Origin of the sequence: Mycobacterium liflandii (assembly GCF_022354805.1) — a bacterium.
Lineage (GTDB): Bacteria > Actinomycetota > Actinomycetes > Mycobacteriales > Mycobacteriaceae > Mycobacterium > Mycobacterium marinum.
This window is the reverse complement of record NZ_CP023138.1, coordinates 2,551,980-2,573,373: the sequence shown is the minus strand read 5'-3', so window position 1 is coordinate 2,573,373 and position 21,394 is coordinate 2,551,980. Positions and strand designations below refer to the sequence as shown.

The 21,394-nt window shown below is 65.1% G+C and carries 8 protein-coding genes and 2 pseudogenes; 2 read left to right on the top strand and 8 right to left on the bottom strand.

The annotated features are described in order from the left end of the window. Nucleotides 1-323 precede the first annotated feature (323 nt). Nucleotides 324-1,136: a phthiotriol/phenolphthiotriol dimycocerosates methyltransferase gene (locus CKW46_RS11685; RefSeq protein ID WP_117436001.1), complete on the bottom strand. Its 813-nt coding sequence runs from the start codon at nt 1,134-1,136 to the stop codon at nt 324-326. A gap of 433 nt (nt 1,137-1,569) precedes the next feature. Between CKW46_RS11685 and fadD28 the strand changes: the two genes are divergently transcribed. Both fadD28 and CKW46_RS11675 read left to right on the top strand, forming a co-directional pair. After that, complete coding sequence (fadD28, locus tag CKW46_RS11680; RefSeq protein WP_117436000.1) at nt 1,570-3,312, top strand: fatty-acid--AMP ligase FAAL28/FadD28; 1,743 nt, start codon at nt 1,570-1,572, stop codon at nt 3,310-3,312. A gap of 1 nt (nt 3,313) precedes the next feature. Continuing rightward, entirely contained in the window at nt 3,314-6,064 is a 2,751-nt protein-coding gene (locus CKW46_RS11675; protein ID WP_117435999.1) for an MMPL family transporter, read from the top strand. A gap of 39 nt (nt 6,065-6,103) precedes the next feature. On the opposite strand, the gene CKW46_RS11670 is transcribed toward CKW46_RS11675, so the two are convergent. The 7 genes and pseudogenes from CKW46_RS11670 to CKW46_RS11640 form a co-directional block, all read right to left on the bottom strand. Beyond that, entirely contained in the window at nt 6,104-6,793 is a 690-nt protein-coding gene (locus tag CKW46_RS11670) for an LppX_LprAFG lipoprotein (protein WP_011740064.1), read from the bottom strand. A gap of 414 nt (nt 6,794-7,207) precedes the next feature. Beyond that, nucleotides 7,208-13,521: pseudogene (locus CKW46_RS11665) on the bottom strand (type I polyketide synthase). A gap of 16 nt (nt 13,522-13,537) precedes the next feature. After that, entirely contained in the window at nt 13,538-15,646 is a 2,109-nt protein-coding gene (locus CKW46_RS11660) for a p-hydroxybenzoic acid--AMP ligase FadD22 (protein ID WP_117435997.1), read from the bottom strand. A gap of 118 nt (nt 15,647-15,764) precedes the next feature. Continuing rightward, complete coding sequence (locus CKW46_RS11655) at nt 15,765-16,400, bottom strand: chorismate--pyruvate lyase family protein (protein WP_412176894.1); 636 nt, start codon at nt 16,398-16,400, stop codon at nt 15,765-15,767. A gap of 7 nt (nt 16,401-16,407) precedes the next feature. Then, nucleotides 16,408-18,156: an AMP-binding protein gene (locus CKW46_RS11650; RefSeq protein WP_085981911.1), complete on the bottom strand. Its 1,749-nt coding sequence runs from the start codon at nt 18,154-18,156 to the stop codon at nt 16,408-16,410. 522 nt (nt 18,157-18,678) lie between these two features. Next, nucleotides 18,679-19,881: pseudogene (locus tag CKW46_RS11645) on the bottom strand (ISAs1-like element IS2404/ISMul1 family transposase). A gap of 160 nt (nt 19,882-20,041) precedes the next feature. Further along, a complete protein-coding gene (locus CKW46_RS11640; protein ID WP_482053173.1) occupies nt 20,042-21,382 on the bottom strand; it encodes a cation:proton antiporter in 1,341 nt (446 codons plus the stop codon). Nucleotides 21,383-21,394: the final 12 nt, after the last annotated feature.

The window sequence follows — 21,394 nt, the reverse complement described above, 5'->3', positions numbered from 1 at the left end:
GACCGATTGAGCGGCAAGTGGCCTTGGCCACCACGGCGTATATCGAGGGTCCGGACCCGAAGAACCCCGAGATCGGACGGTCCGACCGGCCTGCTGTGAGAAGAATGACCTTCAGCTGTGAGATGAATCGATCCGGCCGGCCAATCTCGCGTCACCCGGTGGCACACGTGGGCGAGGCCCCGAACCAGGACGCAGGGCCCCCCGAAGCCCCGAAGCCGCGCGCGGACCCACCAGGACAGCCCTCAATCCCGCCGTCAATCTTGTTCTGCTCCAACGCATTCGCATGACGTTGCTGCGGAGTAGGCAGGGGGCCGGTGGGGCGGCTACTCCTTGAGGAAGCAGTACATCCGGTAGGAGATATCACCGCTTTGCATCAGGCGGTATAGGGGGGTGCCCGTCGCACCGATGTAGTTGCGGCCGGCGGCGCGCAAAAAGATCGGCAGATGGCGCTTTACCAGTTCTCGCGACTTCGGCGTATTGATGTCGATGCCGCGAAGGACCTCCGCGTTGATCTCGCGGTGCGAAATTTGCTGTAGCCCGGCGGCGGCCAGGGCAGCCTCCCATTCGGCGATCTCAGTGCAGGGGCGGATATCCGCGTATGCGAAGTACCCTCCTGGGCGCAGCACCCGCTTCACCTCTTCGAGGAAAACTGGAAACCGCGGGTAGCAATGTGAGGCTTCCACGTTGAGCACCACATCAAAGGATTCGTCCTCGAAAGGCAGGTCCTCGGCATCGCCTTGCACGAAATCCAAACCGGGCAGGTGGTGCCGTTGTTGGCAGAACTTGATGCCGGCCGGGTTCAGGTCCAATGCCGTATACGAGGCGGGGCCCAGGGTGCGGGTGAGGTAGGAGGCTCCCCCGCCATGGCCGCAACTGACCTCCAGCACGCGCTTACCACTCAGATCAGCCTGGGTCGCCGTCCGGTGATACAGGTTGATGTGGCATCGGTCCGGCTCGTCGGTCGCCTCCAATGGCAGGTCCATCGGCGGATCTTCCTCGTAAGCCCAGTTGATGAACACAAGCTCATCGGCACCGAGCCCACGGGTCATAAGCGGATACCAGTATTTCCAAATTTTCTTGTAGACCCGGGTGTGTGCGAGGCCGGCGACGACACGGTGGGTACGACTTAAGGCCACGGGGAAGCAGTATGGCAGAGCACCTGTCCAAAAACGGCAAGAATGGCAAGAACGACAACGGCGCGTCCAAGAAAATTCGGCGTACCCCGCCACCGCAGTGCGGTGGCGGCCGGGAATATGGACAACGCCATTTGCTGTGCCCCTCGATTAACCGGCCCCCACCGCCGGTAGTGACCCGACCCGCCCCCCAAGAAATGGGGCCCATCGACGGCAATCATTTCCCCGCGCATCCGGGCGCACAAGAAATCAAGATCAACCGGGTGGCTCGACCTGCCCGGCGTTGCGTGAACGTCCACTAAGCCACCGTTAAGCCACCGTTTAAACCATCGTTGAACTCGCGAAATGCGGCTTTTAGGGCCCGGTGGGGTGCCCGCCGCCCGGATTCGTGGGCAGGCCGGGGCAACGTTGCATCCAGGCCGGTAACGTGATGCCCATGAGTGTGCGTTCCCTTCCCGCGGCGCTTCGTGCCTGCGCCCGCCTGCAGCCCAACGACCCAGCGTTCACCTTCATGAACTACGAACAGAACTGGGACGGTGCAGCGGAGACGCTGACGTGGTCGCAGCTGTATCGGCGGACTCTGAACGTGGCCCGAGAGCTGAGCAGTTGCGGGTCGGTCGGTGACCGTGCGGTGATCTTGGCTCCGCAGGGACTCGAGTACGTCGTCGCTTTCCTCGGCGCGCTACAGGCCGGACGGATCGCGGTTCCGCTTTCGGTTCCCCAGGGCGGCGCCAGCGATGAGCGCGCCACGTCGGTGCTTCGTGACGCGTCCCCGGTCGCGATTCTCACCACATCGCCGGTGATCGACGATGTGACCCAGCATGTTTCGGCTCAGTCCGCCGGGCCGGCTCCCTCGATCATCGAACTCGACCGGCTGGACCTGGACGCTGCGGCTGGATCCGGCGCCGGGACGGAGAACTACCCGGCCACAGCGTATCTGCAATACACCTCCGGATCGACCCGGGAACCGGCCGGCGTCATGCTTTCCCATCAGAATCTGGTGACCAACTTCGAACAGCTGATGTCGGGTTACTTCGCCGACACCGATGGGATCGCGCCACCGGACTCGACGCTGGTGTCGTGGCTGCCCTTCTACCACGACATGGGTTTGGTTCTGGGTGTCTGCGCACCGATTCTGGGTGGGTATCAGGCAGTGCTCACCAGCCCGGTGTCGTTCCTGCAGCGTCCGGCGCGGTGGCTGCAGATGCTGGCAACCAGTTCGCACGCATTTTCGGCAGCACCGAACTTCGCCTTCGAACTTGCGGCCAAGAAGGTATCGGATGACGACATGGCCGGGCTCGATCTCGGCAACGTGCTGACCATCCTCAGCGGCAGCGAGCGGGTACAGCCGGCAACCCTGAAACGCTTCGCCGACCGCTTTGCCCGCTTCAACCTGCAGGAAAAGGTGCTCCGCCCCTCCTACGGCTTGGCGGAGGCAACGGTGTATGTGTCGACCAGCAGACCGGGTCAACCACCCGAACTCGTCGAGTTCGATGCGGAGAGTTTGTCCACCGGCCAGGCCAAGCAGTGCGAAAGCGGAGCCGGCACCCAGTTGGTCAGCTACGTCTTGCCGCGCTCACCGATCGTGCGGGTCGTCGACCCCAACACCTGCACCGAGTGCCCGGACGGGACCGTCGGCGAAATCTGGGTGTGCGGCGACAACGTCGCCATCGGCTACTGGAACAAGCCCGAAGAAAGCGAACGGACCTTCGGCGGCAAGCTGGCCTCTTCCTCTGAAGGCACCCCGGAGGGGCCGTGGCTGCGAACGGGAGACTCCGGTTTCATCACTGACGGCAAGATGTTCATCATCGGCCGAATCAAGGATCTGTTGATCGTCTACGGGCGCAACCACTCTCCCGACGACATCGAGGCGACGATCCAGGAGATCACCCGGAGCCGCTGCGCGGCGATATCGGTTCCCGGAGACCGCAGCACCGAGAAGCTGGTGGCCATCATCGAATACCGACGCCGCGGCGACTCGGACCAAGAGGCGATGGACATGCTGGTCGCCGTCAAGCGTGAAGTCACCTCGGCCCTGTCGAATTCGCACGGCCTCAGCGTCGCGGATCTGGTTCTGGTAGCGCCGGGTTCGATCCCGACCACCACTAGCGGCAAGGTCAGGCGGGCTGCGTGCGTCGAGCAGTATCGACAGCAGCAGTTCGCCCGCCTGGACGTCTAGCGTGTCAACCGACGGTACCCATAGGTCGTCGCGGCTGGTCAACTTCCTCATCGTCGCCGCCTGGATTGCGGTGGCGGTGATCGCGAATCTGGCTGTGGTGCTAGCGCCGGGAAAGTCCAGCGATGCCGGCTCGGCGCTGTTGTCGCCGGATTCCACGGCGTCTGCCGCCAGCAGCCGGATTGGGCAGGCCTTCCCGGGCACCGGCACCAACGCGGTCGCCTACCTGGTGGTGGATAGGCCCGACACCCTTGGGCCCGCCGATCAGAGCTACTACGACGCGGCGGTTAACGCGCTGCGCGCGGACAGCCGCCACATCGGTTCCGTCCTCGACTGGTGGTCAGATCCTCTGACGGTCCCGCTGGGAACCGGCTCCGATGGCCACTCGGCGATGGCGATGGTCTGGCTGGTGGGCCAGGCCGGGTCGACCCAGGCGCGGGAATCGCTGCAAGCCGCGCAATCGGTGGTGCACAATCTGCCGGCAAGTGCGGGGCTGCGTGCCCGCGTCGTAGGTCCGACCACGTCGAGCAGCGTGCCCGCGCACATGACGGTGTGGCAGGGCGCGGTGATCGTGCTCGCCACTGCGGTGATTGCCGTCCTATTACTGCTGTGGGCGCGCCGCTCGCTCGTGGCCGCCGCAGTCGTGCTGCTGACCGCCGGCCTCTCGCTCGCGGTGGCGTGGCCGCTGGCCGCCGCGCTGCGCGCTATCCCCGGACAGAACATCTCGGTCTTCACCGTGTTCTCCGCGACCCTGGCCGCGGTCCTGACAATCGGCGCGATCGCCGCTTCCACCATGCTGGTCGCACGGCCCGGACATGCCCCGGGTGCCACCGCGGCCCAGCCGCTGGGCCGATCGGCATCCCGCGAAAACCTGGCCGCGTTGGCCATGCCCGCAGCGGGCGTCGCGATACTCACCGCCCCGCTACTGCTGGCCCGAACGCCCGCGCTCCACGGCGTCGGCGTCGCCGCGCTGGGTGTCGTTGTGGCACTCGCGGCTTCGCTGACGCTGTTGCCTGCCCTGATCGGGCTCACCGGGCCGTCACGGCTGTCCTCGTCACGACCCGTCGGCGCCCGCCGCACACTGCCCGTGTCGATACCGCGCACCGCCGTAGTCGCCGCCCTGGTGCTCGCGGTGTGTGCGGTACCGGTCATCGGGATGCAATGGGGCATCGGTGACGGCCCGGTGAACCCGGCCGCAGGCGGCACCAAGCGGGCGTTACCTTGGCAACCGCTGCCTGACGTGGTGATGCTGGAAGCCAAGCACGATCTGTCAGATCCAGCCGGGCTCATTGCCATCGACCAGGTCAGCCACCGGCTGATGGAGATTCCCGGCGTCCGCAGGGTGGAGTCGGCGGCATGGCCGGCCGGTGTGCCCTGGACCGACGCGTCGCTGACCGCCGCTGCCGGAAAACTCAGCGATGAGCTCGATCGCGGGGCCGGCTCCTTCATGCCGCAGGTGAGAGCGATCAAGACGTTGGGGTCGATCGTCGATCAGATGTCCGGCGCGGTCGACGAACTGGACCGCAGCGTCACCGCCGGTCTGGCCGGGGCGGCCCAAATCCAGCAGAACGTCGACCTGCTGATATCTGGCACCAAGAACATCAAAGGCGTGACCGTGGAGTTGTCCGGATATTTGGATCCGGTCCGCGGTTGGATGGGCGACGTCCCGAACTGTCCCGGCGACATGTTGTGTGTCGCCGCGGGCAAGGTGATCGATCCCGTCGACAGGGTGGTCGACGACGTGAAGTTGCTCACCGACGGGGCCGATCGCATCGCCGCGGTATCGCGCAAGACGGTGGGCGCGTTCTCCTCCGCGCCGCAGGTGGTCGCTCAGATGCGATCGGCACTGGCCCAGCTGCAGTCTTTTGTGCCCAACCTGGAAACGACCATCGAGAACACCCTCCCGCAGCTGGTGCAGGTGTCGGCGTTCTTGAAAAATCTCAGGCTCGATTTCGCCAACACCGGCCAGGGTGGCTTCTATCTATCCGGTAAGGCCCTCGCGGACCCGTCTTATCAGCAGGTCCGGCAGTCGATGTTTTCGGCGGACGGGACGGCCACCCGGCTACTCGTCTTCTCCGAGGGCAACCCCGGTCTGGACGCGTCGGCAAGGGCACAACAGCTCGAAGCCGCGGCCGGCAAGGCGATGAAGTACGGGAGCCTCGAGGACGCCGAGATCACCGTGAACGGGGCCGCCCAAGTGGCCACCGACGTCCGGGGCTCCCTCACCCACGATGCCGTGCTGCTGGCCGCCATGATGCTGGCGGCGGTGGTTCTGGTCAGCATGTGGCGCGGAGCGCTCACCGCCGTTGTGATGGCAGTCGGGTTGCTCGCGGCCTACCTCGCCGCGCTGGGCATTTCGACGGCCCTCTGGCAATACCTGGCGGGGCGTGAGATCCCCGCGGCGGTGCCGTTGGTGTCCTTCGCCATCCTGGCGGCGTGCGGGCTTCCCTATCTGCTGGATCGCACCGCCACCCCGATCAGCACCGAAGCCCCGATCACCTCCGACGCACAACCCGCGGATACCGCGGCGCTGCGCAACGCCGGTGCGCCGCTGGCGGCCCTGACCGCGGTCTTCGGCCTGGGTTTGGTGCTGGTCTCAGCCGGGTCGTTGGGCGCGCTGAGTCAGATCGGCACCGTGGTGCTGTTCGGCGTCGCCGCGCTGACGGTGCTGGCACGGGTGTGCATTCCAGCCGCGATGCAAGATCGGGCTGACCGCGCCACCGTCGCGACCGAGCCGGTCGCCCAGCCCGACTAGCAATCGACTGGGCACCGGTCAACGGCCGGCCCGCCGCAATCAGTCGACGTTGACCGGTTCATTCCATTTGGACAACGTGACCTCGACGGCCCCGGAACCGAGGTCCACGTTGGCCCGAACGAGGCGGTGCGAACCGTCCTGGGCGATCCACACGGTCGCCGGTCGCGGACTGCGCGCGCCAGGATCCAAGATCTTGACGCTGTCCGTTGGCAGCGTTCCGGTGATCTTGCTGGTCTGAATTCCGTTGATGACCTCGTTGCCCTGCGACTGCAGGTTGTTAACACCGGAGAGCAACTTCGTCACCCCATTGATGGGGTCCAGCACGCGTGAGGCCGACAGGTCGGACACGGAGCCCAGATTGCTCCAGTCGTCGAACAGTTTGACCGAGATGTTGTCGTCCTTGATGCGGAACGGGACACCCGCCTCGCCGTTGTAGGTGCAGTCACCCTTGGCGGCAAGCGGTTTGGCCTGGACATTCACGTCGGCGCTACTGATCCCGAGCATGCTGTCGACTTTCCCGGTCGTGCGGATCGCCAGATGCGCGCTGGTCAAGGCCTTTGTCGCGTCGAGCGACTGCTCGATCTCGGCCATCAACGCCGGGTCGGCCGGTACCGTGGTCGAACTTTGAGCCTCGGGTTGCGTTTTGTCAGAAGAACATCCGGACAGCCACAACACCAGTCCAAGCGCTACCAGAAGGGCGGAAATAACCGCCGGTTTCCTATGGTTCATTCCCTACCACCTCGCTGATATTCGCTGTATTGGTCCAAGCCGCTTGCACCGCGGGCAGCACCGAACCCAGCGCAGGGTTCGGTCATGAGCGGGCCGACAGCAATACCGCTCACCGCTCTGGTGTCCGGCACTGTGCCCTCTGGCGGCCCTACGGCGCAGCACGATTGGCCGCGCGTCGTCCATCAAATTGGCCAACAAAACATTCGGCGCGTCTCGGTGGACCCGAACATCATGCGCTTGCTGGCGTACCCGATCGTAGCGTGCGTCGACGTGGCCTCGCGGCCGCGGCCAGCATCGGCTCATCGACCACCCTGATGCACATACCGGCCATACCGGTGAGTTAGCCAGCGCTTCAGTCCTTTCCAGCGATCCGTCGCGTCCCGCCAACTCACCGGCAACCGGCGCTCGTCCCTGCTACGCAGTTACCGAAACCATCTCGCCGTCGGATTCGGGCAGCTTTTCTTCTTCGGCTTGGGTTGCCTGGCTGTCCGGAATCTGCCGGCCGACATATTCGGCGATCGCAGTCGGTGTCGGATGGTCGAAGATCACCGTGGGTGGCAACGTCAGGCCCGTGGCGCTCTTGAGCCGGTTGCGCAGTTCTACCGCGGTCAGCGAGTCGAAGCCAAGGTCCTGGAATCCTGCCTCCGGATCGATGTCCTCGGGGACGGCCGGCCCAGCACCGCGGCGGCCTGCAAACACACCAGGCCGACCAGGGCGTCTTGGCGTTCGCCTGCGCTCAGCCCATTGAGGCGCTCGGCCAGCGCCGACTTCGACTGGGCGGCATCACCGGTGTCCTCGATCTGGCGCCGCCGCGGCCGGCGCACCACCCCGGCGAACAACGGCGGCAAGCCGCCGGCCTGAGCCCGGGCCTCCAGGGCGGGCCGATCCAAGAGCGTAGCCACCATGAGGGGATGGTTGATCGCCAGCGCCGCATCGAGCAGCCCTACCGCCTGCTCCGGGTTCATCGGAGCCAGCCCACTGCGGCTCATCCGGGCCAAGTCGCGGCTGCTCAGATGGGCAGCCATGCCGCCGGACTGCTCCCACAGCCCCCACGCCACCGATATCCCGGCCAACCCCGCGGCTTGCCGATGCGCCGCCAACCCGTCCAGGAACCAGTTTGCTGCCGAGTAGTTGCCCTGCCCCGGCGAGCCGACGGTCGCCGCGATCGAGGAACACAGCACGAACATCGACAAATCCAGATCCAAGGTGGCCTCGTGCAGATTCCAGGCCGCATCCACCTTGGCCCGCAATACGGTATCGATCCGCTCCGGTGTCAGTGAGCTGATCACCGCGTCGTCGAGCACACCGGCGGCGTGAATCACGCCACGCACCGGCGGGTACTCCCCCGACAACCGGGCCAACATCGCCTCCACCGCGTCGCGGTCCGCCACATCACAGGCCACCACCTGCACATTGGCGCCGGCCTCGGACAACTCGGCGGCCAGTTCGGCAGCCCCCTCGGCCCGATCGCCTCGCCTACTGGCCAACACCAGATGACGCACGCCGTAGGCGTCGAGCATGTGGCGGGCCAGCACCGCACCAACCGCCCCGGTGGCACCGGTGATCAGCACCGTTGCATCGGCGAGCCCGTCGGCCAGCGCCGACGGCATGGTCAGCACCACCTTGCCGATGTGGCGGGCCTGGCTCATGAACCGGAAGGCCGCCGGCGCGCAGCGCACGTCCCAGGTGGTGACCGGCAACCGATGCAGCACTGCGGTGTCGAACAGCTCCCGCACCTCGGCCAGCATCTCCTGCATGCGCACCGGGCCGGCCTCGGACAGGTCGAAAGCCCGGTACCACACGCCGGGGTAGTTGGCGGCGATCTTGTCGGCGTCGCGGATATCGGTCTTGCCCATCTCGAGGAAACGCCCGCCGCGTACCAGCAGTCGCAGCGAAGCATCCACGAAATCACCGGCCAGCGAGTCGAGCACCACATCGACCCCACGGCCGTCGGTGACCGCGAGGAACTTCTCCTCGAAGTCCAGCGTGCGGGAGTCGCCGATGTGGTCGTCGTCAAATCCCATGGCGCGCAGCGTGTCCCACTTGCCGCGGCTGGCGGTGACGAAGATCTCGACGCCCCAGTGGCGAGCCAGCTGCACCGCCGCCATGCCCACACCACCGGTTCCGGCATGGATCAACACCGATTCGCCGGGCTGTATCTTGGCCAGGTCCTGCAACCCGAACAGGGCCGTCAGGAACACCACCGGCACGGCGGCAGCCTGGGCGAACGACCACCCTTGTGGCATCCGGGTGATCAGCTGCTGGTCCACGACCGACAGCGGACCGGCACCACCAAGGAAACCCATCACCGAGTCACCGACGGCAACCCCGGATACCTGCGGACCGACCTCGAGGACCACCCCCGCGCCTTCTGCCCCCAGCGGCGGGGCCTCACCGGGATACATCCCCAATGCCGCCACCACGTCGCGGAAATTGACACCGACCGCACGCACCGCCACCCGGACCTGTCCGGCCGCCAAGGGCGCCTGGACCTCCGGACAAGGCTCGATCACCAGGTCCTCCAACGTTCCGCCGCCACCGGCGGCCAACCGCCACGCCGACTCATCCGCCGGCACCGCCAGCAGCGGCGCGGCCGGGGCCAGCCGAGCGGCGTGTGCCACGCCGGAGCGCACCACGAGTTGGGGTTCCCCAACTGCGACCAGCTCCGCCGCCTCCACCGCGGCGTCCGCGTCGACCAGCACGATCCGGCCGGGATTCTCGGCCTGCGCCGACCGCACGATTCCCCATACCGCAGCGCCGGCCAGGTCGCTGACGTTCTCGCCGGGCATCGCCACGGCGCCGTGGGTCAACACCACCAAGGTGCCCGCGCGGTCCCCGTCGAACCAGGACTGCAACACCTCCAGGGCGGCGTGGGTGGCCGCATACACCGACCCCACCACATCCTCGCCTGCGGGGTTGGGCTCCCACACCACCACACCGGCATCGCCGGCCGCGCCACCGTCACCGCCGGCGCAGAAGTCCGCCCACGACACCACGGCGGGCTGAGCAAACCCGTTGGTGCCGCTCCCGCTCAGCGGTATCGGCGACCAGATCACGTCCAGTGGTCCCTGGTCGGGTGCGCCACCGCCGGCCGCCGCAACCGCGGCGCGCAGCTGGGCCGCCGACATCGCCCGGGTGACCAGCGCGCCCACCGTCAACACCGGCAGCCCCGCGGCATCGGCGATCTCCACCGAGATCGAATCCGGCCCGGACATGGTCAGGCGCGCCCGCACCCGGCCGGCACCGCCGGCGTGCAGCGACACGCCCCACCAGCAGAACGGCAGCTTTGTCTCATCGGAATCCGGGTTCTGCTCGGCGGTCAGCCCCAGCGCGTGCAGCACCGCGTCCAGTACCACCGGGTGCATTCCCATCTTGTCGACGGCCACTCCGGAGGGAGCGACCACCTCGGCGAACAGCTCGGAATCGCGCCGCCAGACCCCCACCAGCCCCTGAAATCCCGGGCCGTAGGCATAGCCGCGGTCGGCCAGCTGCGCATAGCCATCGGAGATGTCGACGCTCTCGGCGCCCTCCGGCGGCCAGACCGACAGATCCGCACCGGAGCTTGCCGCCTCGACCCCCAACATGCCCTCGGCATTGAGCAGCCAGCCCTCGCTCTGATCACCGCGCGAATACACCGACAGCGCCCGGTTCCCGGAGTCATCGGCGGCTCCCACGATCACCTGCACCTGCACGCCCATTCCGGGGTGCAGCACCAGCGGCGCGGCCAGCACCAACTCCTCGACGACGGCACAGCCGACCTCGTCACCGGCGCGGATGGCCAATTCCACAAAGCCCGCCCCGGGGAACAGCACGACTCCGCCGATCACGTGATCGGCCAGCCAAGGCTGATCGGCCAGCGCCAGCCGGCCGGTCAACACCACGCCACCGGAATCGGGACGCTCGACCACCGCACCCAACAGGGCATGCTCGGCACCGCCGAGACCCAGTCCGGTCGCGTCGGCGGGCCCATCGGCGCCCGGTACCTCCCAGAACCGCCGGCGCTGGAAGGCGTACGTCGGCAGGTCCACCCGGGTGGCACCCGAGCCGGCAAATACCGCCGGCCAATCCACCGACATCCCGGTGCTGAACAGCTGGCCGAACGCGGTGAGCACCGAGGCCACCTCGGGACGGTCCTTGCCCAGCATCGACACCACGACCGCCTCGGCGGGCGCCAGCGACTGCTCGATGGAGCCGGTCAATCCGCTACCGGGTCCGACCTCCACGAAATGGGTCACCCCGAGTATGTGCAGCTGCCGCGCGCTGTCGGCGAAGCGCACCGCCCGCCGAACGTGCTCGACCCAATACTGCGCAGATCCGAAACCGCCATCGGCACTGGCCAATTCGCCCGTCACATTCGACACCAGCGCGATCTGTGGTTCCCGCGCCTCAACCTGGGCGGCGATCCGCGCGAACTCCTCGAGCATCGGCTCCATCAGGGGCGAATGGAACGCATGCGAGACCGCCAGCCGATGCACCCGCCGACCCTGCTGGGCGAACTGGTCGGAGATGGCGGTCACCGCGGCCTCGGCCCCGGAGATCACCACCGATTTGGGGGCGTTGATCGCGGCGATGCCCACACCGTCGGTCAGTGACGGCAACACCTCGTCTTCGGCGGCGGCCACCGCCACCATGGCTCCGCCGGCCGGCAGGGCCTGCATCAACCGGCCGCGCGCAACCACCAGCATGGCCGCATCGGCCAATGTCAGCACCCCGGCGACGTAGGCCGCGGACAGCTCTCCCACCGAGTGGCCCATCACGAAGTCGGGCTGCAGTCCCCAGCGTTGCAGCGCCGCGAACAACGCCACCTCCACCGCGAACAATGCCGGCTGAGCAAATTCGGTGCTATCCAGCAGCGCCGCATCGGATCCCCACATAACTTCACGCAGAGGGATTCTCAGATGGCGGTCCAGCTCGTCGGCCACCGCGTCAAATGCTTCAGCAAACACTGGAAGTTGGTCATGGAGTTCCCGGGCCATGCCGATGCGCTGCGAGCCCTGCCCGGGGAATACCACGGCGGTCTTGCCTACCGACCCCGCTTGCCCGGTCACCACGCCCGCGCCCGGCGCGCCGTCGGCCAGCGTCGCCAGCCCGGTCAGCAATTGCTGGCGATCGGCGCCGACCACCACGGCCCGATGCTCGAACGCCGATCGGCCCGCCAACGAGAACCCGATGTCGACCGGGTTGGACTGCGGGTCGGCTTGGACATGGGCCAACAGTCGGCCGGCCTGCGCCGTCAGCGCCTCGGCCGATCGCGCCGAAATCACCCATGGCACCACCGGCAAACTCGGCTCGCCCTTGTTGGATTCGCTGTCCGGCACCGCTTCCGGTGCCGGAGCCTCTTCCAGGATCACGTGCGCGTTGGTGCCGCTGATCCCGAACGAGGACACACCGGCCCGGCGCGGGCGCCCGGCATCCGGCCAGTCCCGAGCCTCGGCCAGCACCGACACCGCGCCGCTTTCCCAATCCACTCGTTTGGAAGGCTCATCGACGTGCAGCGACGCCGGCATCAGGCCGTGCCGCATGGCCTGCACCATCTTGATCACCCCTGCCACACCCGCGGCGGCCTGAGTGTGACCCATGTTCGATTTGATCGAGCCCACCCACAGCGGCTGATCCGTCGGGCGTCCCTGCCCATAGGTGGCCAACAACGCCTCGGCTTCGATGGGATCACCCAATGTGGTTGCGGTCCCGTGGGCCTCGACCACGTCGACATCGGCGGAAGTCAGCCCACAATTTGCCAATGCCGCCTGGATCACGCGCTGCTGGGCGAGCCCATTGGGCGCGGTCAGGCCGTTGGACGCGCCGTCCTGATTGATCGCGCTGCCCCGCACCACCGCCAATACGTTGTGTCCGTTGCGTTGCGCATCGGATAGCCGCTCGAGCACCAGCACCCCGGCACCTTCGCCCCAGCCGGTCCCGTCGGCCGCCGCGGCAAATGCCTTGCATCGCCCATCTGCGGCCAACCCCCGCTGCCGACTGAACCCGACGAAGATCGACGGCAGCCCCATCACCGTCACACCGCCGGCCAATGCCATGTCGCATTCCCCGGAACGCAACGAGGCCATCGCCCAATGGATCGCCACCAACGACGACGAGCACGCCGTATCCACCGACAGCGCCGGGCCTTCCAGCCCCAGCACGTAAGCGACCCGTCCCGAGGCCACACTCACCGGCGAGCCGGTCAGCCCGTACCCCTGCAACGCACCGACGTCCTTGCCGCCGTAGCTGGGCGCGAAAATTCCGGTGAAGACCCCCGTCGAGGACCCGCGCAACGACATCGGGTCGATCCCGGCATGCTCGAGCGCCTCCCAGGAGACCTCCAGCATGAGCCGCTGCTGGGGATCCATCGCCAGGACCTCACTTGGCGGGATGCCGAAGAACCCGGCATCGAAGTTGGTGGCGTTCTCGACAAACGCACCCCACCGCGTGTAGGTCTTGCCCTCGGCATCCGGATCCGGGTCAAACAACCCCTCGGTGTCCCACCCTCGGTCATTCGGGAACTCCGTTACGGCGTCGCGCCCCTGCGAAACCAAATCCCACAGCCCTTCCGGGCCATCCGCGCCGCCGGGAAACCGGCAGCCGATTCCTACCACCGCCACCGGCTCGGTTGCGCGTTGTTCGTATTCCCGCAGTCGCGCGCGTGCCTCGTCGAGCTCGACAGCGACCTTCTTCAGGTAGCGGAAGAGCTTGTCGTTCTGCTGGTCGGCGCTTTCACCGCTGGTGGTCATACTCAGTTGCTCCTGTTCATGATTCGCCAAATTCCGAATCGATCAGCTGGAAAATTTCGTCGGGGGTCGAGGCGGCGGCGATGCGCTGGCCCCAGTGCTCCTGCCCTTCGGTGATCGTGCCGAGCAGGGCACGCAACCGTTCGGCCACTCGCGGCTTCTCACCGTCGGCGATGGCCGCGGTCAGCTCTTCGACCTTGTTCAGCTGCGCTTCGATCAGCGGCAGCGCCCGCGCGCCGCTGCGCGCTGACTGCGGCGTCACCCGCCGGTCCGCGCCGGACAGTTCGGCCTCCAGGTACTGGGCCAGTCCCGATATCGAGCCGTAGTCCCACCCAACCGTCTCGGGCACGCGCAACCCGGTGGCCGCGGCCAATCGGTGGCAGAGTTCGACGGTCATCTGCGAGTCGAAGCCGAGCTCCGAGAAGGCGAGATCGCGGTTGACCGAGCGCGGATCCGGCTCACCGAGCATCTTCGCGGTCTCCCCGCATACGGCGTCGAGTACCAGCCGGTGACGTTCCTGCTGCAGCGCGGCCAGCCGCTCTTTGAGGCTCACTTCGCGGGAGCCCGAAACCAGGGCAGACGCCGACTGATCATCGAGTTGGCCGGGCGCGTCGGACCGGTGCTCGGCCGAAGCGAGTTCCCAGATCGGCTTGGCCGGGGTCTGGCCACGCAGCGCGCTGCGCAACAACTTCCCGTTGGCGGTTCTGGGAAGTCGCTCAACAACGGCAAATCGGTGCGGCACCTTGAATGCAGACAGGCGGGTGAGCAATCGTCGGTGGATGTCGCGCATGACCGACCCGTCAATGCCCTCGGCGCTCGCCGGAACGAGAAATGCCTGCAGTGTCGATGCGCCGGTGGCTTCCTTAACTCCAACCACCGCGACCTCGGCGACGGCGTCCTCCTCGACGATCAGCCGCTCGATCTCGCGCGGATTGATATTGACCGCCCCGACGATTTCGGTGTCGTCCGCGCGGCAGGCGTAGGTGACCCATCCGTCGTCGTCGATGCAGACCCGGTCACGCGTGTCCAGCCAACCCTCATCTGTCAGCAGCGGCTCCGGCCAGTTCCAATAGCTCTCGGCAATCGACGGTCCGCGGACCCAGAGGTCACCCTCCACCCCGGGCCCGGCGGCCCCACCGTCCGGTGCCACGACGCGAATCTGGTAGGGCGGAAGAACCTTGCCCAGGCTCCCCGGGCGCCACTCGTCGACGGTATTGGATACGAACGTCTGCCCGACCTCGGTCGATCCGACCCCGTCCAGGATCGGGATACCGCCAAAGAATTCGGTGAGCCGCTCGGCCAGCCCCACCTCCAGGGCCTCGCCCGCCGATACCACGCATCGCACCGAACGGAACGAATCCGCAGAACACGCGTCGACAACTCTGGCAAAGAAATTCGGCACACCGTAGAGCACCGAGGGCTCGAATCGGGCGCTCAGCGTCGCCGCGACTTCCGCGCCCACCGGTAGCGGATTGACCACCGCCGAACTGCCGGTGGCCAGCGGAAACCAGACCGAATTTCCCAGGCCATAGGCGAAATACATGCGCGCGCTGCTCAGCCCGATGTCGGCGGGAGTCAGCCGCAACGCATTGCGACACATGGCCTCGACAAACGCGAACACGTCGCAGTGCCGGTGAATCGCCGCCTTGGGCGGACCCGTTGTACCGGAGGTGTAGGTGGCATACGCGGCGGCGTCACCACCCAAGATCTCGTAGTCCGCCGGCCCGACCCGGGCCGCCTCGGAAAATAGATCCGCGGCATCCACCACCGTCGACGGCGCAAATCGGTCACAAAGAGGACCGGAGGTGATTACCAGCGCCGCCTGCGTGTCCCGCTTCTGGAACGCGTGGTCGTCACGGTGCAGCTCCGGGTTTGCCAGAAACGCCAGGATCCCGCGTGCCAGGCATGCCAGCAAAACCTGCACCAGCTCCGGCGAATCCGGCATACACAGCAGGACACGATCCCCCCTGCAAAGGCCACGATTGGCTAGCACCGCGCCGAGCCGTGCGGCTCCATCATGGATCTGACCATGAGTCACCACATCCGGCGCGTAATAGGCAGGCTGGTCAGTCCATCCCGCTTCCGATGCCCGCTCGGCGAGCAGTCCCGCTACATTCTCATTCCGCATTATTGGATGACCGCCCTAGCCGATGCTGTTTCTGGCTTGCCGACTGAATTGGATCCATGGATACAAATTCTGCGACCTCTGGCATCGTCACCCCCATAAACCCACGGGGAACCGGCCATTAGGTACAAATCGATCTCCCACTCCTCGCACTGGTACCGACGGAACGTTGGTGACGAATAGGTTCTTCACGCGAATTATCTTCGAATACACTTCGGAGAAAATACTCGGTGATGATAATCACCGGCCGGCCTTCCGCGATCACACGGTACTGACGGCCGACAACTTTCGGCGGCAAGTTACGACGCCGATCGAGCGCGAGCCAGGCCGGTGACTCTCCCGCCCAGACCTTCGCCTCTTCTTTAAAGGTTTCAATACAGCTGGCGGCCATCACCTCGCCAATAGGACGATGCGTTTCCAGCAGGCTCGCCACGATTTCGGGAGGCAGCAAGTCGATGGCAATGAATGATTCTGCGGCGACGAACGGAATTCCCGACCTGCGGCCCTTCAGCACGATATCGCGCCGCAAGACGCGGCCGATCGAAGAATGGTCGCACCCATCCATTTCCGGCGCGGCATCCTGAATCTGCTGCTTGACTATCTCTACGACGATCTCGTCGTTGGCAAGCACGTTCAGAATCCGAGTGAGGGTGCCGTTCGTCGCTATCAGTATCCGAAGGTCGCGATTGAGCTTTCGGATATCTTCATCAGACAGATGACACTCGGTCATTTCTTGTTTCTCGGGTAAAGCCGCCAACATGCCGTCATGCGGACCGGTCCAAACGGGTGAATCCGTCGTTTCGGTAACGCTCCACACAGGATGAACGTCGAACTTTGCCGCTGGTCGTGACCGGAATCGAACCGGTCGCCACCAACACGACATCTGCGACCCGCACTCGGTGTGCCCGCGATATCGCGGAGGTGATCTCCCGCTTGACCGAGCGCAGCTTGTCGATGGCCTCCTCACCCGAGTGGCCCCAGCTGGCGAACTCCACGATGGTGACCAACTTCTCACCGTCGGCATCGGGCACCGCTATCGCCACCACCCGGCCACCGGTGATTTCCTGAATCGTCGACTCAATATCGTCGGGATAGTGATTGGATCCGTCCACGATCAGCAGATCCTTGATGCGGCCCGTGATGAACAACTCGCCTTCGAACATCACCCCGAGGTCTCCGGTTCGAAGCCACGGACCGATCGAGGTGCCCGGCGAGGGGTCGGTCAGCTTCGCATCGAACGTGCGCTCGGTGAGCTGGGGGTTACGCCAATAGCCCATGGCAACATTATCCCCCTGCACCCAAATTTCGCCGACCGTCCCCGCCGGACATTCCGTCCTGGCCTCGGGGTCGACGATCCGCACCTCAGATGTCCAGCTCGAACCGTAGCTGACCAGCTTGGCACCGTCGTCGGCTTCATTCGCGCACCGCTCGACCCGACCGACCGACAAGCTCTGGTAATCGAAGTTGACGCTTCTGGGCGGGCGTCCCGGTTCCGCAGTGGCCACGAACACCGTCGCCTCGGCGAGCCCGTAGGAGGGTCGGATCGCCGTGTCGCGCAGGTTGAAGGGGGCGAACCTGTCGATGAAGCGCTGCAGCGTCGCCGGATTCACGCGCTCCGCACCGCTACCGATCCCCCGGACGTGTCCGAGATCCAATCCGGCCATATCTTCGTCCGACGTGCGGCGGACCGCCAATTCGAAACCGAAGTTTGGCGCACAGGAAATCTGTCCACGAAATTTGCCCATCAATTGCATCCAGCGGGCCGGCCGCTGCAGGAATGCCATCGGATTCAGCAATACCGCGGTGTCTTGATTGATCATCGGCAGAATGATGCCGAGCATCAGCCCCATGTCGTGATAGAACGGCAGCCACGACACCGCGGTCGAGGGAACTTTCTCTGTCTCCCCAAGGTAATCGGACATCAACTGGACGCAGTTGGTGATGACGTTCTTGTGGGAGAGGACCACACCGGCGGGCGAACGGGTCGACCCCGACGTGTATTGCAGATACGCGGTGCTCGAATGGGCCGGCGGCGTGAGATCGAGCTCCCGCGCGGAATCCAAGTCCAGCAAGTCGACCGCCACCACAATGGGTGTGCCGCCCTGCCCGGCGCGTGCGTGTGGCGCATATTTGGTGACCTCGTCGATCACCGGCGAAGTCGTAAGAATGACGCTCGGCGTGGAATCCTGCAGCGCTGCCGAGATTCGTTCGTCGTGAATGCCGAACTGGGGCACTGGAAGGGGGACAGCGATAAGTCCGGCTTCTAGCACGCCCAGAAAGGCGATGATGTATTCAAGGCCTTGCGGAGCCAATACCGCGACCCGATCACCGCTGGCCCCGTAGCCGCGCAGCTCTTCGGCCACGATCTTGGCGCGCCGATAGATTTGCCACCAGGTGAGCGTTTCGGTGAACCCGTCCGGGTTCACGTCGTAGTCGATGAACTTGTAGGCCGCGCGATTGGGGTACTGGGTGGCCGCCTTGTGCAGCAGATCGGTAAGCGAGGACTCGCTCATCGCGAATCGCGTCATCATCCCATTGGACGTTGGTACTGCTTGGCCACCCGTTCCCGGTGCCAGTTGCGTCGTCACCTCGTCCCGGGCACGAAACGAAACGGCGTTGGTGTCCATGATCATCCTTGCTCTCGACGGAAGAGACTACGGGCGTTTCGCTGCTGTGTCAGTCGAAACCCGAATCAGCGGGACGGCGTGCCGCGCAAAGCCGCGCCGCAACTCGAAATCGATATGGCCGCATCGCCATAACAGCCCTCGCGCCACCGGCTCGCAGCAAGATTTAACATGGTCGTCACTCACGACCATGGCTCTTGCTGGAACCCGTTTGGTGGACATGAGCTTTGAGGTTACTAAGGATCAGCGATAGGTGAGATGTTGGGACCGACGGTCCTGGGAAAATTTGGGCCATCCAATCACCCTTCCCAGGGCCCGGACGCCGGGTGCAATCTGAAGCATCGAGGGGTCTACGACAATCACCTCGGCAAATCATCTCTGGATAACCAACCAGGGCTCCGGCGTTGTTGATTAGCAGGCTTGTGAGCTGGGGAATTGTGGATTGAGGAGGTCTAGGCGGCGGTTGGCGGTCAAAGCGGTGATCCGGCAGGCTTCGGCGATGTTGTCGGCGCCGTTGAGGCGGTGCAGATTGATCGCGGTGTTGCGTAGCGTTGCTAGGACCTGTGCGCCGTTTCCGGTATGTGCCCTTTGACGGTCTTCGTCGAAGGTGACGTCGCGTATCCAGTGCAGGCTGTTCTCGATTCCCCAGTGTTGACGCATCCAGGTCATGATCGCGGTAGGGCGGGCGTGCTCGAACGGCAGGCTGCAGATGGCATAGACCACCTCCACGCTGCGCTGGTCGGTGGCGGTGATCAAGCGTTCACGAGTGATCCGGATGATTTGTTTTGCGTAGGGGAAGCCGATTCCTCGTGCAGCGGTGATGATTTGCAGGGTGCGGGTCTCGACACGGCCGTGGCCGCGGGAGTCGTCGGTAGCGGCTGCGGGCACCTCGGCCCAGGGCAGCGCGGTGATACGCGCAAGTATTTTGGCTTGGTTGGACTTGACGATCATCAGGTAGTGCGACTTCAAAGTGGCGCAGATCAACTTCGCGGTGACGACCTGGGTATGCATCGCATCCACGGTGACCAGCCACCGCAAGCTACCCGGCAGCAGCGTGAGCAGGGCACGTACGCAGGGAATTTCATTGCTTTTCTCGGCGACAGCGAGTTGACCGAGCACCAATCGGGCACGGTGGGCGAACACCGACACGAGATGCGTGGCTGTCGCTTTGGCGCGTAAAGCACCACGCAGCATCTTGCCGTCCAACGCGATCGGCACCAATCCACTGGGGTCGCTGCTGGCCACGTGTGCAGTGAAGTAACTGCCCATCCTGGCGTTGAGGTCGGCGGGGTCTAGCCGAGACAAAACAGCGCGGAAGATCTTCTCACTGGGCCGCCGGAACCGGACCCCTAATTAGGCCAACACATCATCGGGAGCGGTGGCCGCCCATGTAGCAAAACCAGCATAGCCGCGCATCCCCGCGGCAGTGGCCAGAACCGCGATCGCCAACAAAGCCATCAGCGAATACCTCCGACCGCGTGGGTCCCTCGGGTCTAGCACCGAGACCAACACATCGAGAAACTCCGATCCGATGACCTCGCTACGCTCACCAGGACTCCAGCGGTCGAACACCTCTGGAACCGACGACACAGGCAATACTGAAACGGTAGGCACGGGCAACTCCAGACCAACGACGAACAGTAACCAACTCGATCGTTCTCCAGATAGCCCGTGCCTACACTCCGGCCCCAATAGCGCGGCACCAAAGATCATCAACCCAGCTCACAAGCCTGCTAATCAACAACGCCGGAGCCCTGGGGGGACTCCTAGCTGTTCATCGCGTATTCCTCTGGGGAGCGGGATCCGCAACCGGTTCCTGGGGCTGCTCAGCAACATCAGAGTCCTGTCCAGACGCCACCATCACGCCGGCCGAGACATCCGCACCGGCGGCCTGCGCCGCTTGTTTTGTATTGTCAGATGCCAGCAGCGGCCAACCCTTGCGCAGCACGTAGTCAAGCCAGGCGCCGGCGAACTGCGAGGTCAGCACCGCTGCGACCACCAACGTGGTGTAGAACTTCGGGCTGATGATGCCGGCGTCGAAGGCCACGCTTGCCAGGACGATGCCGGGGCCACCGCGGGCGTTGGTGGTGACCGCAAGGTTGATGAGGTCCAGACCTCGGAAGCCCGCGAATCGTCCGGCGAGCGACACCGATATCACCTTGATTGTGCAGGTGCCCAGAACGAAGATCGCGATCATGGGCAGCGAGACGCCGCGGATGAGGTCGAGCTTGAGGCCGACGATGGCAAAGTAGACGGGAATGAAGAAGGCAAAAGATACTTTGCCAATCGCCTCGAGAGCGTCCTCAAAGATCCTGCGCTTGCGATGCACAACCGCGAAACCCGCAAGGAACGCTGCGAATACGAGGTTGACGTCTAGTGCACCGGCGACGGCACAGTACGCCAGCAGCACCGCGATCGCATAGCCCGTAGGTGACTGCTGCGCGAAGGCGTTCCAGCAGGCCTTGTTGATGCGCTTCATCACGACGGGAAGAATCGTGAGACCGACGGCGAAGTAGGCCACCGTCACCGCCAGATGCAACGACATCTGCCACGCATTCAGCGTTGTCTTTGTCGCGATTGCGGTGGCGATGGCAAGCGCCAGCCACAAGACGATGTCGTCTAGCACGGCGACGCCAAGGACCAGTCGCGCGAATCGTGTGTCCAGAATGTTGAGGTCGGCGAAGATCTTTGATGCCACCGGCACCGAGGTGACGGCGATACCAACCGCGAGAATGATGATCAGTGACAGTCGATTGCCGTGTGGGCCAGCCAGACTCGGGCCCACCAGATGGGGACCGACAATCAGTCCGAGCAGGAACGGGGTGCCGGTACCGACGATGATGAGCCAGCCCACGGTGCGTCGTTCACCCCGGGTGAACAGCTGCTGCATCTCGGCGCCGGACAGAAACATCAGCAACAGCAGGCCAAGCCAGTAGACAAAGGTCAAGATGTTGCCGCTGTGTTTGACGGCGTCGACGATGTGCTCCATGAATGGCAGGCGTCCCAGCAGTGCCGGCCCCAGCACGACGCCGGCCAGAATCTCTCCCACTACCTTGGGTTGTCGCATCTTGACGAATAGGTAGCCCAACAGTTGCGCAAAACCGACGAGCAGCAACAGGATGAAAAT